The sequence below is a fragment of the Anaeromyxobacter sp. SG64 genome (genome assembly GCF_022690745.1).
Taxonomy (GTDB): domain Bacteria; phylum Myxococcota; class Myxococcia; order Myxococcales; family Anaeromyxobacteraceae; genus Anaeromyxobacter; species Anaeromyxobacter soli.
This window is the reverse complement of the sequence record NZ_JALCZB010000059.1, coordinates 1-14,809: the sequence shown is the minus strand read 5'-3', so window position 1 is coordinate 14,809 and position 14,809 is coordinate 1. Positions and strand designations below refer to the sequence as shown.

The 14,809-nt window shown below is 73.4% G+C and carries 13 protein-coding genes; 7 read left to right on the top strand and 6 right to left on the bottom strand.

Features of this window, described 5'->3' with window-relative positions:
• Window positions 1-109 precede the first annotated feature (109 nt).
• From MNZ29_RS16275 to MNZ29_RS16255, 5 genes are read left to right on the top strand one after another with little or no spacing between them, the layout of a single operon-like run.
• On the top strand, window positions 110-1,153 hold the full coding sequence (locus tag MNZ29_RS16275) for an ABC transporter ATP-binding protein (protein WP_308197066.1): 1,044 nt from the start codon (window positions 110-112) through the stop codon (window positions 1,151-1,153).
• A complete protein-coding gene (locus tag MNZ29_RS16270; protein WP_242355915.1) occupies window positions 1,144-2,076 on the top strand; it encodes a carbohydrate ABC transporter permease in 933 nt (310 codons plus the stop codon). Before MNZ29_RS16275 ends, MNZ29_RS16270 begins: the two co-directional genes overlap by 10 nt.
• A 2-nt stretch (window positions 2,077-2,078) precedes the next feature.
• Window positions 2,079-2,924, top strand: a complete 846-nt coding sequence (locus MNZ29_RS16265) for a carbohydrate ABC transporter permease (protein ID WP_242340787.1) — start codon at window positions 2,079-2,081, stop codon at window positions 2,922-2,924.
• Between the two features lie 21 nt (window positions 2,925-2,945).
• Complete coding sequence (locus MNZ29_RS16260) at window positions 2,946-4,433, top strand: CoA-acylating methylmalonate-semialdehyde dehydrogenase (protein ID WP_242355913.1); 1,488 nt, start codon at window positions 2,946-2,948, stop codon at window positions 4,431-4,433.
• 59 nt (window positions 4,434-4,492) lie between these two features.
• Window positions 4,493-5,143 (top strand): NADPH-dependent FMN reductase, encoded by a 651-nt coding sequence (locus tag MNZ29_RS16255; RefSeq protein WP_242355911.1) that lies wholly within the window; start codon window positions 4,493-4,495, stop codon window positions 5,141-5,143.
• Between the two features lie 17 nt (window positions 5,144-5,160).
• Here MNZ29_RS16255 and MNZ29_RS16250 read toward each other — a convergent pair whose 3' ends face one another.
• The 3 genes from MNZ29_RS16250 to MNZ29_RS16240 are packed head-to-tail and all read right to left on the bottom strand — an operon-like array spanning window position 5,161 to window position 7,543.
• Window positions 5,161-6,993 carry a ThiF family adenylyltransferase gene (locus tag MNZ29_RS16250; RefSeq protein ID WP_242355909.1) on the bottom strand — a complete coding sequence of 611 codons (1,833 nt, stop codon included), beginning with the start codon at window positions 6,991-6,993 and terminating at the stop codon, window positions 5,161-5,163.
• A 5-nt stretch (window positions 6,994-6,998) separates the two neighbouring features.
• Window positions 6,999-7,202, bottom strand: coding sequence for a hypothetical protein (locus MNZ29_RS16245; protein ID WP_242340791.1), 204 nt, complete (start codon window positions 7,200-7,202; stop codon window positions 6,999-7,001).
• Between the two features lie 17 nt (window positions 7,203-7,219).
• Window positions 7,220-7,543 (bottom strand): hypothetical protein, encoded by a 324-nt coding sequence (locus MNZ29_RS16240; RefSeq protein ID WP_242340792.1) that lies wholly within the window; start codon window positions 7,541-7,543, stop codon window positions 7,220-7,222.
• 269 nt (window positions 7,544-7,812) lie between these two features.
• Between MNZ29_RS16240 and MNZ29_RS16235 the strand changes: the two genes are divergently transcribed.
• Entirely contained in the window at window positions 7,813-9,417 is a 1,605-nt protein-coding gene (locus MNZ29_RS16235) for a DUF438 domain-containing protein (protein ID WP_242340793.1), read from the top strand.
• An 18-nt stretch (window positions 9,418-9,435) separates the two neighbouring features.
• Here the strand turns inward: MNZ29_RS16235 and MNZ29_RS16230 are convergent, their stop codons facing one another.
• The 3 genes from MNZ29_RS16230 to MNZ29_RS16220 form a co-directional block, all read right to left on the bottom strand.
• Window positions 9,436-9,918: a hypothetical protein gene (locus MNZ29_RS16230; protein WP_242340794.1), complete on the bottom strand. Its 483-nt coding sequence runs from the start codon at window positions 9,916-9,918 to the stop codon at window positions 9,436-9,438.
• A 187-nt stretch (window positions 9,919-10,105) separates the two neighbouring features.
• Window positions 10,106-10,888, bottom strand: a complete 783-nt coding sequence (locus MNZ29_RS16225) for a phosphatase PAP2 family protein (RefSeq protein ID WP_242340795.1) — start codon at window positions 10,886-10,888, stop codon at window positions 10,106-10,108.
• Window positions 10,889-11,155: 267 nt separating this feature from the next.
• The gene (locus MNZ29_RS16220) at window positions 11,156-12,484 is read right to left on the bottom strand and encodes a dicarboxylate/amino acid:cation symporter (RefSeq protein WP_242340796.1); all 1,329 of its coding nucleotides are present in this window, start codon (window positions 12,482-12,484) and stop codon (window positions 11,156-11,158) included.
• A gap of 1,017 nt (window positions 12,485-13,501) precedes the next feature.
• Here MNZ29_RS16220 and MNZ29_RS16215 point away from each other — a divergent pair.
• Entirely contained in the window at window positions 13,502-14,725 is a 1,224-nt protein-coding gene (locus MNZ29_RS16215; RefSeq protein ID WP_242355907.1) for an HNH endonuclease, read from the top strand.
• Window positions 14,726-14,809: the final 84 nt, after the last annotated feature.

Here is a 14,809-nt window from a genome sequence, read left to right as displayed (position 1 = left end):
CCCGCCGCGGGGGGGGGGGGGGGCGCCCCGGGGGGGGGGGGGGGGGGCGCCGGGGGGGGGGGGGGGGGGGGGGGGGGGGGCGCCCCCCCCCGTGAGATCGGAGGGCCCGGTGGCGGTGGTCGAGACGCGCAGGCTCACGAAGGTGTTCAAGAAGGCCGAGGAAGGCGCCGTCAACGACGTCGACCTCGTCACCCGCGACGGAGAGTTCCTCGTCTTCCTCGGCCCCTCCGGCTCGGGCAAGTCGACGCTCCTCCGGATGATCGCCGGGCTCGAGGAGCCCACGCGCGGCGACGTGCTCATCGGCGGCGACGTGGTCACCGACCTGCCGCCGCGGGCGCGCGGCATCGCCATGGTGTTCCAGAGCTACGCGCTCTACCCGCACCTCTCGGTCGAGCAGAACATCGGCTTCCCGCTCAAGGCGCACGGCGTGCCGAAGCCGAAGCGCCGCGAGCGGGTCGAGTGGGCCGCGGGCCTGCTCGGCATCGGCCACCTCCTCGGCCGGAAGCCGCGCGAGCTCTCCGGCGGCGAGCGGCAGCGGGTGGCGCTCGCGCGCGCGCTCGTGCGAGAGCCGACGGTGTTCCTGCTCGACGAGCCGCTCTCGAACCTCGACGCGAAGCTGCGCGCGTCCGCGCGCGAGGAGCTCACCTCCTTCCACAAGCGCGTGCGCACCACGACCATCTACGTCACGCACGACCAGGTCGAGGCGATGGCGATGGGGGACCGGATCGTGGTGCTGAACAAGGGCATCGTCCGGCAGATCGGGACGCCGCACGAGGTCTACGACGAGCCCGCCGACACCTTCGTCGCGACGTTCCTCGGCTCGCCGCCGATGAACCTGGTCGAGGACACCGACTTCATCGCCGGGTTCCGGCCCGAGAGCGTCGTCCCCGCGGCGATGGTCCGCGGCCCCAGCGCGCCGATCCGCCTCCGGATCCGGCTCGTCGAGTTCCTCGGCTCGGAGCGGGTCCTGCACGGCGTCATCGACGGCGGCCGCTTCGACGGCCGGAAGGTCGTCTCGCGCGTCGCCACCGCCGCCAGCGGAGGCCTCGGGGAGGGGGAGGCTCACGACTTCGCGGTCCCGGCGAGCGAGGTGAAGTTCTTCGACCGGGCGACCGGCAAGCGCGCCGCCCCGCGGGAGCTGTCGTGGCGGTGACGGGGGCCGCGCTCGAGCGGGAGGCGCCCCGCCGGCGCCGCCGGGTGAGCGGCGCGACCCGGCTCGGCGTCGCCCTCTTCTCGCCCGCGCTCGTGTACATCCTGGCGCTCCTCGGGCTGCCGCTCGTGCTCGCCTTCCTCTACAGCGTCGGCGACGTGACGGTGGGGTCGGTGGGCTACGAGTTCGTCGGCCTCGAGAACTTCCGGAGCGTGGTCGAGAGCCCGAGCTTCCGGCGGGCGCTCGTGAACTCGTTCGTGTTCACGATCGCCTCGCAGGTGATCGTCATCGTCTGCGCGAACGCGCTCGCCCTCGCGCTGCGGGAGCGGTTCCGCGGGCGCGGGCTCGTCCGGTTCCTCATCCTGCTGCCCTGGGTCGCGCCGATCAGCCTGGGCGCCATCGGCTGGAAGTGGATCCTGGACTCGATCTACTCGGTCGTGAACTGGGTCCTCGCGAAGATGCACCTCGTGAACCTCTTCGACCCGCCGATGTGGCTCGGTCGGCCGGCGCTGGCGATGGCGTCGGTCATCGCGGTGCACTCGTGGCGGATGATCCCGTTCTCGACGGTGATCCTGCTCGCCGGGCTCACCTCGATCCCGAAGGAGCTCCCGGAGGCGGCGGCCGTGGACGGCGCCGGCTTCTGGCGGACGCACTTCGAGATCACGCTCCCGATGATGCGCCCGATCATCAACGTGGCCCTCCTCTTCGGCGTGGTCTTCACCTTCACCGACATGACGGTCGTCTACATCCTCACCCGGGGCGGGCCGTACGACTCGACGCAGGTCCTGCCCTCGCTCGCGTTCCAGACCGGCGTGCTCGGGTCCGACCTGGCGGAGGGCGCGGCGATCTCGATGTTCCTCGTCCCCATCCTCGTGGCGGTCGCCGCGCTCATGCTGCGCGTGGCCCACCGCGCGGAGGTGGTGTAGCGATGGCGGGCCCTCGGAGATCGCCGCTCACGCGCCTCGGGCGCTGGCTCATCGTGATCGGGTTCGCGGTGCTGCTCGCGTTCCCGTTCTACTGGATGGCGATCACGACGTTCAAGCAGACGAGCGACCTGTACAACGTCGAGCACGACCCGTTCGTCTTCAACGCGGCGCCCACGCTCGATCACCTGCGGCTCCTCTTCGGCGAGACGCTCTTCCTGCGCTGGTTCTGGAACACCACCGTGGCCGGCGCGGCGGTCGTGGCGATCACGCTCGTGCTGGCGGTCCCCGCCGCCTGGGCGCTCGCGCGGCTCACCGGCCAGTGGGGGCAGCAGCTCGGGATCGGGATCTTCCTCACCTACCTCGTCCCGCCGACGCTGCTCTTCATCCCCATGTCGCGCGTGGTCTCCTGGCTCGGGCTGCAGGACACGCTCTGGGCGATCATCGTCACCTACCCGACCTTCACCGTCCCGTTCTCGATCTGGCTGCTCATGGGCTTCTTCAAGGCGATCCCGCGCGACCTCGAGGACGCGGCGCTCGTGGACGGGCTCACGCGCTTCGGCGCGTTCGTGAAGCTCGTCATCCCCATCTCGGTGTCCGGGATCCTCACGGTGGTCATCTTCTCCTTCACCCTCGTGACCCAGGAGTTCGTCTACGCCCTCACGTTCATCTCCTCGGCGGAGCACCAGACGGTCGGCGTGGGCGTGCCCATCTACCTCGTGCGCGGCGACGTCTACTACTGGGGCTCGCTCATGGCGGCCTGCCTGATCACGAGCCTGCCGATCGCCGTCGTCTACAACCTGTTCCTCGATCGCTTCATCGCCGGCTTCACCGTCGGCGCGGTGAAGTGAGGAGGCTGGAGGTCGAAGGTCATGGCCCCGAACGTCTCGTCGTCTCCCGGCCGCGCGGGCCCCGAGCCCGCTCCGCTCCCGCTCCTCGTCGACGGCGCGGCGCGCCCGGCGGCGGCCACCGAGACCGCGCCCGTGCTCGAGCCGGCGACCGGCCGCACCGTCGCGCGGGTCCCCCTCTGCGGCCCGGCCGACGTGGACGCCGCGGTGCGCGCCGCGGCGGCCGCGTTCCCGGGCTGGCGCGCGATCCCGGTCCCGGACCGCGTCCAGGTGCTCTTCCGCTACAAGGCGCTCCTCGAGCGCGAGCAGGACTCGCTCGCCGCCTCGGTCTCGCGGGAGAACGGCAAGCTCCTCCCGGACGCCCGCGCCGAGGTCCGGCGCGGGATCGAGGTCGTGGACTTCGCCTGCGGCATGCCGACGCTCGCGCAGGGGCGGACGGTGGAGGGGATCGCCCGCGGCATGGACTCGCACACCTGGCGCGTCCCGGTGGGCGTCGTGGCGGGGATCTGCCCCTTCAACTTCCCGGCGATGATCCCGCTCTGGATGTTCCCCATCGCCGTCGCGGCGGGGAACACGTTCGTCCTGAAGCCTTCGGAGCGGACGCCCTCGACCGGGCTCCGGCTGGCCGAGCTCTTCCAGGAGGCGGGGCTCCCGCCCGGCGTGATGAACGTCGTGCACGGCGGCCGCGACGCCGTGGACGCGCTGCTCGACCACCCGCTCGTGCGGGCGGTGTCGTTCGTGGGATCGGAGGGGGTCGCTCGCCACGTCTACGCGCGGGCGGCGGCGAGCGGCAAGCGCGTCCAGGCGATGGCGGGAGCGAAGAACCACCTCCTCGTGCTGCCTGACGCGGACCTCGACCTGACCGTCTCGGCCGTGATGGGCTCCGCGTTCGGCGCCGCGGGCCAGCGCTGCCTCGCCGGGAGCGTGCTCGTGCCGGTGGGCGGCGCGGCGGAGCCGCTCCTCGAGCGGCTCGCCTCCGAGGCGCGGGCGACGCGCGTCGGCGATCCCTTCGCCTCCGACTCGGCGATGGGCCCGGTGATCCGCGAGGACAGCCGCGCCCGCGTGCGCCGCTACATCGAGGCCGGGCTCGCCGAGGGGGCCGCGCTCGTCGTGGACGGGCGCGAGGCGACCGCCGGCGGAAACGGGTTCTTCATCGGCCCCACCATCCTCGATCGCGTCGCGGCGGACTCGACGCTCGCCCGGGACGAGATCTTCGGGCCCCTGCTCGCGACCGTGCGGGCCGGGAGCGTGGAGGAGGCGGTCGCCCTCGCGAACCGCTCCCGCTACGGCAACGCCGCGAGCATCTTCACCACGAGCGGCAAGGCGGCGGCGTACTTCCGGCGCAACGTCGAGGCCGGGATGATCGGCGTGAACGTGGGCGTGGCCGCGCCGATGGCGTTCTTCCCCTTCGCCGGATGGAAGAGCTCGTTCTTCGGTGACCTGCACGCGACCGGCGAGGACGCGGTCCGCTTCTACACGGAGACGCGAGTGGTGATGGAGCGCTGGGCCTGAACGACAGTTCGCGGCGTGGCCCCCGGGCGCCCAGGGGGGCGCGCCCGGGAGGCGTCACCATGAGGCTGCTCGCGTTCGCCGCGTCGCTGCGGAAGGAGTCCTTGAACCACCAGCTCGTCGCGCTCGCATGCGAGATCGCGCGGCGCGAGGGGGCGGACGTGGATCTCGCCCGCTTCTCGGAGTTCGAGATGCCGCTCTACGACGGTGATCTCGACCGGACGAGCGGCCTCCCCGCGGGGGCGCTCGAGCTGAAGCGCCGGGTCGAGGCCGCGCAGGCGCTCCTCATCGCGGCGCCCGAGTACAACTACTCGATCGCCGGGCCGCTCAAGAACGCGATCGACTGGGTGTCCCGGGCCCGCCCGATGCCCTGGCGCGGCAGGAGCGTGTACCTCCTCTCGGCGTCGCCCTCGCCGATGGGCGGGATCCGCGGCCTGTGGCAGACCCGCATCCCGCTCGAGGGGTGCGGCGCGCTCGTCTTCCCCGACATGTTCGCGCTCGCCCACGCGGGCGAGGCGTTCGACGCCGACGGCCGGCTCCGGGACGCCGGGCTCGCGGGGCGGCTCGAGCGCGAGATCGCGGGGTTCGTCCGGCTCGCGGAGACGCTCGCGCCGATCTGCAGCGTCGCCGCGACGCGCGAGACGAAGGCGCGTCAGGAGAAGATCGTCCCCGCCCTCGAGGACGAGTCGCACATCCAGCCGCCGGCGCGCTGAGCGCGTCGAGGGCGACGCTACGAGCCGGCCGGCTCGCCGTCGCGGAGCACGGCCGCGAAGGACGCCGCGCGCGGGCCGCGCAGCGGGACGTCGAGCGGGTCGACCCGGCCCGACGGATCCCCGCACACGGGGCAGTCCTGCCGCGGCGCCGGGGTGAGCCACACGCTCTGGTAGGCGTGCTGCCCCGGGGTGTCTCCGAACACCTGCGGGTAGAACCAGTAGCCGGGGACGGTGGAGGTCGTGAGGTAAGGCGTCCCGTCGGAGAGCGCGGTCTCCGCGAGCGCGGCGAGCGGCGCGCCGCTCCCGGCGAGGAGCAGCGAGAGGCCGAGCTTCGCCGCGGCGCTCGCCACGTGGTGCACGTCCGGCCCGATCGCGAGCTCGCCGCGGAGCCGCGCCGTGCCGTAGTCGATCTCGCGCGCGCCGCCGCCTTCCCGTGCGAGCGCGCCGCGCGTGCGCGTCGCGCACAGGTAGCAGGGTGTCCGGCCGGGGACCGTCATCACCACCTCGCCGCCCTGCGCCCCCGCGTACAGGCCCACGAAGAGCGCGGGCCGCCCGCGCGCGTATGCGAACCGGTCGAGCAGGCGCTGGCCGGCGGGATCGTCGGTGGCCGCGACGACCAGGTCGGCCGCCCGGACCAGCGCGTCGAGCGGGGCAGGCCCGAGCGCGTCGAGCGCGGCGGCGTGGAGCGAGAGGCCGACCGCGGGCTGGACGGCGAGGAGACGCCGGGCGAGCGCCTCGACCTTGGCCCGGCCGAGATCGCCGACCTCGTACCCGGTGCGCGAGAGGTTCGGCGCCTCCACCGACTCGGGATCCACGAGCGCGAACGCGCCGACGCCGCTCCGCGCGAGCGCCTCGGCGAGGTACGACCCCACCGACCCGCAGCCGGCGACGAGGACCGTCCGCTCGCGCAGCGCCGCCGAGACGAGCCCCGCGCTGCGCGCGAAGAGCGCGTCCCGGAGCCGCGCCGCCCCCTCCGCGGGGTCGCCGCGCGTGAGGAGCCGTCCCCACCCCGCGAGCCGCGCGCGCTCGCGGTCGGCGGTGAGCGCCGGTCCGCCGCGCGGCCCGAAGGCGGCGCGGTACGGGCCGGGCGGCAGGAGGATCGTGCGCACCGCCGCGGCGAGCCGGTCCTCCTCGGCGAGGGCGAGCGACCAGCCGAGCTCGAGCTGCTCGGTCTCGCCCTCAGCGTTCGTGGCGAGCACGAGCGGCGGCAGCGCCGGGTAGCCGTCCCCGACGACCACGAGGAGCTCGAGCCCGCCCGCGAGCAGCCGGGCCGCGGGGAGCGCCGCGTCGCCCGCGGCCGCCACGTCCACCAGCCCGACGCCGCCCACCTCCCCCCCGATCGCGCGGGCGAGCCGCTCTGCGTCGCGCAGGAGCGGCACCACGGTCACCTGCAGCGGGCGGACGGCAGCGTGGTCCTCGCCAGCGCGCCAGGCCCCGAAGAAGGAGACCTTGCTGCCGGGCGGGGAGAGCGCGAGCTCGTGGGGCGCCAGGCGACTTCCGGGATCGCAGCGCGTGACGATCGGGGCGAGGTACGTCGCGAGGTGCCCGTTCCGGCGCAGCCCCTCCGCGAGCTCCGCCGCGTCCTGCGCGGACGGCGCGTCGAGGAGGGGAGGGTGGGAGTGGACGATGCCCTTCAGCTCGAGCCCGTCCTCGCGCTCGAGCGCCTTCACGCGCGCGTCGAGCGCGCGCGAGGGGCGGTAGCTCGCCTCGGTGGCCGCCCCCTCCGGATCGGGGACGAGCTGCGTGACGAGGGACACGCCTCGGGGGCCGACGAGCGCCCCGCCGCGCTCCGCGGGGTGCACCGCGAGCTCCTCCCCGATGGCGCGGAGCACCGCGTCGAGGACGCGCACGTGGATCAGCGCAGTGGGGCGGCGAAGACGGCCGGGTGGATCTCGGAGAGCGACTGGCCCTCGTCGCCGCGCGGGACCCGATCCCCGATCACGATGCGGCCCGCAGGATCGACGAACACCCGGCGTCGCCGCTCGCGCGGCGGCGTGTCGGCAGTGCGGCGATCGTCGAGGAACAGCTCGCGTAGGTCTGCGACGGTGGCATCGGACATGGCGTCTCCTCCGAGGGTCAGAACGGGAACTTCCCCGTGCGCTGGAACTCGCTGAAGCCGTTCGCCCACAGCACGCTCTTCGCGTAGGCGGCCTCGAGCGTGGGCATGCCGCCGGCCGGGTCCGCGGAGAGGCAGATCCGTCCGTGCGGGAACAGGTGGCAGGCGTGCGGGTCATGGCCGGAGACGTCGGGGCTCGCGACGGTGACCTGGTAGACGGCGCCGTCGAACCACAGGAAGAGCTGGAACGGATCGCCCGCCACCGTCGTCACCGGGAAGAGCCAGCCCCGAACGCCGTCCACCACCACGGACCGCGTCGCCGCGGGGAGGCTCTGCTCGACCATCGCGCGTTCTCGCAGCGCGTCACGAACCGGACCCGCAAGCCAGTCGCCGCCGAACAGCTGCTTCATGCTCCCGCTCCCCGGGCACGGTGCTCCAGATCGAACCCTAGTGGCGCCGGGTCCGTGCGGCAGCGCGCACCGGTGGGAGGGTTCACCCGCATGGCGGTGAAGGCGGCAACGAAATCCGGGTGAAGAGCTCCGCGCCCCGGCTGAAAAGTCCGTGATCCCGACCGGTTCGGCGGCTGGCGAGAACCTTGCTCTTCACATCGGTCATGAGCGAGCTCATCGAAACGGGCGCCCCTCCTCGGAAGGACCTCCTGAAGCACCTCATCCTTCAGCTCCACGACGGCGTGGCGCCGGAGGCGGTGCAGCGGCAGCTCCAGCGCCTGCTCGGTCAGGTGCCGTACGGGCTCGTGGTGGAGGTGGAGCAGGAGCTCATCGCCGAGGGGTTGCGGCCCGAGGAGATGACGCGGCTCTGCCACCTTCACTCGGCGGCGCTGCAGGGCGGCATCGATCTCTCCGGCGCCCGCACGCCGCCGCCGGGCCACCCCGCGCGCGTGCTCTCCGAGGAGAACGCGGCGCTCGCGAAGCAGGCCCACGCGCTCGAGCACGTCGCCGAGGCGCTCGAGACGGCCGTCAACGGGGACGCCGTGGGCGTGCACCTCCTGCAAGCGCGCGTGCGCGTGAACGCGCTCACGGACGTCGAGAAGCACTATCAGCGCAAGGAGCACCTCCTCTTCCCGTTCCTGGAGCGGCACGGCATCACCGGTCCGCCCCAGGTCATGTGGGGCAAGCACGACGAGACGCGCGCGCTGCTGCGCGGCGCGCTCGCGGCGCTCGCCTCGGCCGGCGAGGACCCCGTCACGGCTCGCGCGATCGCGGGCGGCGCGCTGCGCCCGCTCGCGCGCGCCATCCGCGACCTCGTGGACAAGGAGGAGAACATCCTCCTGCCCATGTCGCTCGACGTCCTCGAGGAGCGCGAGTGGTGGGAGATCGCGCGCCAGAGCGACGAGCTCGGCTACTGCCTCGTGGAGCCCGAGGCGCGCTGGCGCCCGGCGTCCGCCGAGGGGGACGACGCGCCGGCGCCGGGCGCGCGCGTGAGGCTGCCCACCGGGAGCCTCCTCCCCGCCGAGCTCGAGGCGATCCTCGGCGCGCTGCCGCTCGACGCGACGTTCGTGGACGCCGAGGATCGCGTCCGCTGGTTCAGCCACGGCAAGGACCGGGTCTTCTCGCGCAGCCGCGCCGTCATCGGCCGCAACGTCCAGTTCTGCCACCCGCCCGCGTCGGTGGGGACGGTGGAGGAGATCCTCGCCAGCTTCCGCGCCGGCACGCAGGATCGCGCCGCCTTCTGGCAGCTCCACGGGCGCTTCGTCCACATCGAGTACCGCGCGCTGCGGGACGACGCCGGCGCGTATCTGGGCTGCCTGGAGGTGACCCAGGACCTCACCGAGAAGCGGGCGCTGAAGGGCGAGCAGCGGCTCCTGTCGTGGTCCGGCGCTCGCGCCGCCGCGGAGGCCGCGCGGCCCGTCGAGGCCTGCCCCGCGCACGCGGAGGCCGGCCGATCCCCGGCGCCGGAGCCGGCGCACGCCCACGTCCACGCCCCGGCCGCGCACGCGGAGCCGCGCCCGGCGTGGCTCGACGGCGCGTCCGTCTCCCGGCGGCTCGACGCGCGGCCGATGCTCGCGTCCGGCGCTCACCCGGTGCAGGAGATCATGCAGGAGCTCGCCGTGCTGGCGCCCGGCGACGTCTTCGAGCTCGTGACGCCCTTCGTGCCCGGTCCGCTGCTCGAGCGGGCGCGCGCCGTCGGGTGCGTGGCTCACTCGGAGCCGGGCGGAGCCGGCGTCGTGCGCACGTTCTTCACGCGCGCCGCGGGGTGAACGTCCCCGTGTGATCGCTCAGCGCGTCCGCTCGAGGCCGCGCGCCGTCTGCCGGACCTCGTCGCCCACGCGGAAGTCGTAGGGCTGGTCGTAGACGAACGTGTCCGTCCCGCCGTCGTCGAACCGGACGAAGACCTCGTAGGTCCGCCGCTCGGCGCCGCCCTGGCTCGCGGCGGCGCCGACCACCGCACCGCCGACGGCGCCCGCGACCGCGCCGGCGCCGCTCCCGTGGTGGTGCGCGTAGCCCCAGCGGTCGTAGTAGGTGTGGCCGCCCACGGCGCTGCCGAGGATCCCGCCGATGATCGCGCCGGCGACGGCGCCTGCGCCGGGGTTCCCCTGCTGCCGCTCCACGGTCTCGCGGATGGAGGCGACGTAGCCGACGCGCTCCCACTGCTGGGAGGACCCCTCGCCCCAGGTCGTGGAGGTGGTGGACGTCGTCACGCAGGCGGTCGAGAGGAGGGCGGTCAGGGTGGCGAGCGAGGCGAGGCGGCCGGGTCTCATGGAAGCACCTCCGAGCAGTCGTCCGGGGAAGAGGGTGCCGGGCGAGCTCTCATCGGTGCACGGCGCGGACCAGCGCCGACCTCGGCGCGAAGCGCAGGGCGATCAACGAGTTACGCGCGTGCGTCGGCGGGCGGGCGCGTGAACGCGCCGCACACCTGGCGCGGCGACACCCCGGTAGGTGCTCCTCTCACCCCCGCTGCACCCTCGAAGGACGCTCGTCGTCCTCCACGCCGGCGTCCTTCCGCCTGCGCGCGCGCCGATCGAGGAAGTCCGCCGCGAGCCAGCAGGCGACCGCCCAGCTCGCGCCGACGGTCCAGCCGGCGAGGACGTCGGAAGGCCAGTGCACGCCGAGGTACACGCGGCTCACGCCGGCGAGCCCGGTGAAGAGGAGCGCCCACCCGAGGACGAACGCCTTCTGCCGCCGCCGCGGGAGCACGCGCGCGACGAGCGCGCCGAGCGTCAGGTAGGCGATCGCCGAGAGCATGGAGTGGCCGCTGGGGAAGCTCGACGTGTAGACCCACGTGCCGTGGGGCACGAGCTCCGGGCGGGGCCGGTCGAAGCCGCGCTTCAGCGCGAACGAGAGGATCGCCCCGCCCACCACGGCGACGGCGAGCAGGGCCGCGGAGCGGCGACGCCCGGCGAGCCACAGCGTGGCGGCCACCGCGGTCGTGACGAGGCTGATGATCGGGACGCCGCCGAGGGCGGTGAGGTCCCGCCCGGTCTCCTCGACCCACTTCGGGCCGAGGGGATCCGCGGGGTCCCCGGGCTTGCGCATCGCGAGGAGGATCTTCTCGTCGATCGCGCGGGTCTCGTCCTCCCGCACCGCCTCCGCGATCTCGACGAAGGTGAGGACGCCGCCGGCGAGCGCCGCGACGAGGAGGAGCGTGACGAGCTCGCGCGCCCTGAGCCAGCGGTGGACGTTCGCCGCCGCCGCGCCGAGCCGCTCGTGCCACCGGGCGCCGCGCTCCATCTCGCAGAGTGTATCGCCCGCCCGTCGCGGGCGCCGTCCGCGGGAGGGTCGTCGCCCTGGGAGCGGGAAAGGCGAACGCCGGCGGCGGCCGGAGGGAGGGCCACCGCCGGCGTCCGCGCCGGGATCTCCGTGCCGCTACTTGCGGGGGACTTCCGGCGTGCTGCGGAGCGCGGTGCGGCGGTCGGCCTCGCAGAGGCCGTTCCACAGGCGCGAGAGGATCGAGATGAGCTGCTTCATGAGGTCTCCAGGAGCGAATGCGCCGGCGGGCTAGCCCTCGGCCGCGGTGAGCGGGACTTCCTCGAGGAGCGGCACCGGGGTCGGCGTCGGCTCCGCGGCGTCGACCGGTTCGGCGCCCGCGAGGACCGCGCGCGCCCGGGCGAGATCGAGCTCGCCCTCCCAGCGGGAAACCGCCACCGACGCGACGCCATTCCCGATGAGGTTCGTGATGGCGCGCGCCTCCGACATGAAGCGGTCGATCCCGAGGAGGAGCGCGAGGCCGGCCACCGGGATGGTGCCGACCGCGGAGAGGGTCGCGGCGAGCGTGATGAAGCCGCCGCCGGTGACCGCCGCGGCGCCCTTCGAGGTGAGGAGCAGCACCGCCAGGATCTCGAGCTCCTGCCCGAGCGAGAGGTGCGTGTTCGTCGCCTGGGCGACGAACAGCGTCGCGAGCGTGAGGTAGATCGACGTCCCGTCGAGGTTGAAGGAGTAGCCCATCGGCACGACCAGGCCGACGACCGGCTTGGAGCAGCCGAGCCGCTCCATCTTCCTCATCATGAGGGGCAGCGCGGACTCGGACGAGGAGGTCCCGAGCACGACGAAGATCTCCTCCTTGATGTAGCGGAGGAACCGGAGGATGCCGAGCCCGCAGCTCCGCATCACGAGCCCGAGGACGAGGACGACGAACACCGTGCTCGTCGCGTAGAAGCAGGCGATGAGCTTGCCGAGGCTCAGGAGCGTGTCCACGCCGTACTTCCCGACCGTGAACGCCATCGCGCCGAACGCGCCGATGGGGGCGAGCCGCATCACCATGCCGACGATCCTGAAGAGCACCCCCGAGAGGACGTCGATGAACTCGAGGATGGGCTTCCCCGTCTCGCGCAGCCCGGCGAGCGCGATGCCGAACAGGATCGAGAAGAGCAGGACCTGGAGGATGTCGCCCTTCGCGAACGCGTCGGCCACGTCCTTCGGGATGACGTTCATGATGAAGTCGATCGTCCCGTGCTGCTGGGCGCCGGCGGTGTACGTGGCCACCGCCTTGGCGTCGAGGGTTGCGGGGTTCACGTCCATGCCGGCGCCGGGCTGGACGAAGCGGGCGACGACGAGCCCGATGGCGAGGGCGACCGTGGTGAGCCCCTCGAAGTACAGGAGGCCCTTCAGCCCCACGCGGCCGACCTTGCGCAGGTCGCCCATCTTCGCGATGCCCGTCACCACCGTCGCGAACACGATGGGCGCGATGAGCATCTTCACGAGCTTGATGAACGCGTCGCCGAGCGGCTTCATCGACGCGCCGGTCGCCGGCGCGAGGTGGCCGACGAGGGCGCCGAGCGCCACGGCGACGAGGACCTGCAGGTAAAGGCTGCGAGCGAGACGCTTCACGTGAGCCTCCTCCTGGCGGCGCCGCGCCGCCGTCGCGCCGCGCCACGAGAGGACGGGAGCGCGCTCCTCCACAGCACGCGATGTGCCCGGGAGCGCCGATCCGGCGAAAGTCGAAGAAATGCACGCCGGGGCGCGTGCCACGGCCCATCGGGCCGGGCGGGCGCGCGCGAAGGGCCATTCCGATCGTCATCGGCGCTCGAGGGAAAGCGCGCGCGGGCGCGCAGGGACGCGCGCTGCGCGGCGTCCGGGAGCGGTCATTCCGGGAGGCATGACCATTCCGGAGGGAATGGCCCTTCTCGTCGAAAGGGCCCCGCCGAGCTTCGCTCGGCGGGAGCAGCGCGCCGTTCCCCGTGCGAGCGAAGCGAGCAAAGCCGGGGCGCCATCGCGACAGCGGCGAAGCCGCGCGCGGTGGCGCACGGGACCCGGCGAGCAGGGGTGGGGCGGGGCGCAGCCCTCATCATTCGTCACAAGTGCGGGTACTCGCCGGACGAGCGGCGGGTGTTACCACGGCTTCCGTGCGCATGGCGGATTCGGGGCATCGACGGGGTCGGCGCGCGCGCTCGTGCTCGACCCCGATGAACGCGGGAAGGCGGGGGCGCAGGCGAGCGTCTCGTAGTGTCGAACCGGGCACAGCGACGGCGTGACTTCGCGCGGGGTGCACGCGGACTTCTCGAAGGCGCCTCCGCAGCTCGAGGTCGACCGTATTCACCTTGGGTGACAGCTATCGCCAGCGGTAGTGCCGGCCGGTGCCGCGGCTCTTCTCGCGACGAGGCAAGGCGTCCCAGATGCGGTGGGTGAAACATTTCCCGTTGACGCCTTCTCGCCTCGATCGCGGTCCGGCATTGGACCGGCGCGGAAGGGCCGCTCTCGCGCACGCGCCTCGCGCGTGTCACGCGCGGAGACCGAGGAAAGGCATCGACGAGGGTGCAGCGAATAGCGCCGCGCAGGCGCGAGCCTGGAGCGTCTCCGGAGCTCCGGAAATCGCGTGCTACGAAGGGTGTACTGGAGGTGCACCCCATGTCTGCGCTCGCCCCCGCTGCTCTCGAGTCGAATGTCCTCGCCCTTCGCCCGCGCGAGCTCGCCGGAGAGGAACGGAACGTCCAGGTCGACTTTCTCCTGCACCTCGACGAGTTCGATCGGCGCCGCGCCTTCGTCGAGGTCGGCCATGCGTCCCTCTGGGCGTACTGTTTGGAGGCGCTTCACCTCCGCGAGGGCGCCGCCGGCCGGCGCATCCAGGCGATGCGGGTGCTGCGCCGCTTCCCGATCCTCGAGGCTCCGCTGCGCGATGGGCGTCTGTGTTTGTCCACCGTGGCGCTCCTCGGCCAGGTGCTCACCGAGGAGAACGTGGACGACCTCCTCGCTCGCGCCGCCTTCCGGACCCGGGCCGAGGTCGAGCAGCTCGTCGTCTCCGTCCAGGCGCGCACCGCTCCGCGTGCTGGCCTCCGCAAGCTCACCGACCGCGCGCCCACCGCGGGAAGCGCAGCGCTGCAGCTCCCGGCGTCCGATGCAGGACAGGCCGAGACGGCGACCGAGCCCGGCACCGCGAAGCCGACCCTCGATCCGGGCCCTGCGGCCGACGCGCTGCCGGCGCCTTCGCCCCCCGTCGCGCAGCCGAAGCGAAGGGCCGAGACACTCGCCGTCTCGGAGAGCCACTGGTCTCTCCGGGTCACGCTCGACCGCGCCTGCAAGGAGGACCTCGAGACGCTCCGGTCGCTCCTGTCGCACAAGGTCCCGGACGGCGACCTCGCGGCGGTGCTCCACGAGGCGATCCGCTGCGCCATCCAGAAGCACGGCAAGCGCAAGGGCGCGGTCGCGCCGGAGCGGAAGACGAAGGGAGCGAAGCAGGCCGGGAATGCCGCCACGACGAAGAAGACCGCGGCGAAGCCGCCGGCCACGAGGACCACGATCCCGGCGATAGTGCGCCGCGCAGTGTGGACGCGCGATGGCGGGCGCTGCGCCTGGGTCGGCCCGGACGGCTGCCGCTGCAACAGCCGCTGGAAGCTCGAGCTCGACCACATCCAGCCCGCCGCCCTCGGGGGACCGTCCACGTTCGAGAATCTTCGACTCGCCTGCCGAGCTCCTGACGGATCCCCTCAAATCAGCACACCTGAGCGGCAGCGATACGCTCTCGGAGTGAGTCCCATGGTTCTTCCGCCAGGGCGCCTTCGAGGAGGTCCGGCGCGTGGTCCGCGAGCACAAGTCTGCCCAGCATCGCCAACGAGAGGACCCGTCGTCTCCTAATCGTGTTCGCCTGATACCGCCTCTGAAGGTCCGCCGCCTCTGCCGCCAGGCCGAGCAGCACGTAGAGCACGTGAGCGAAGGCGG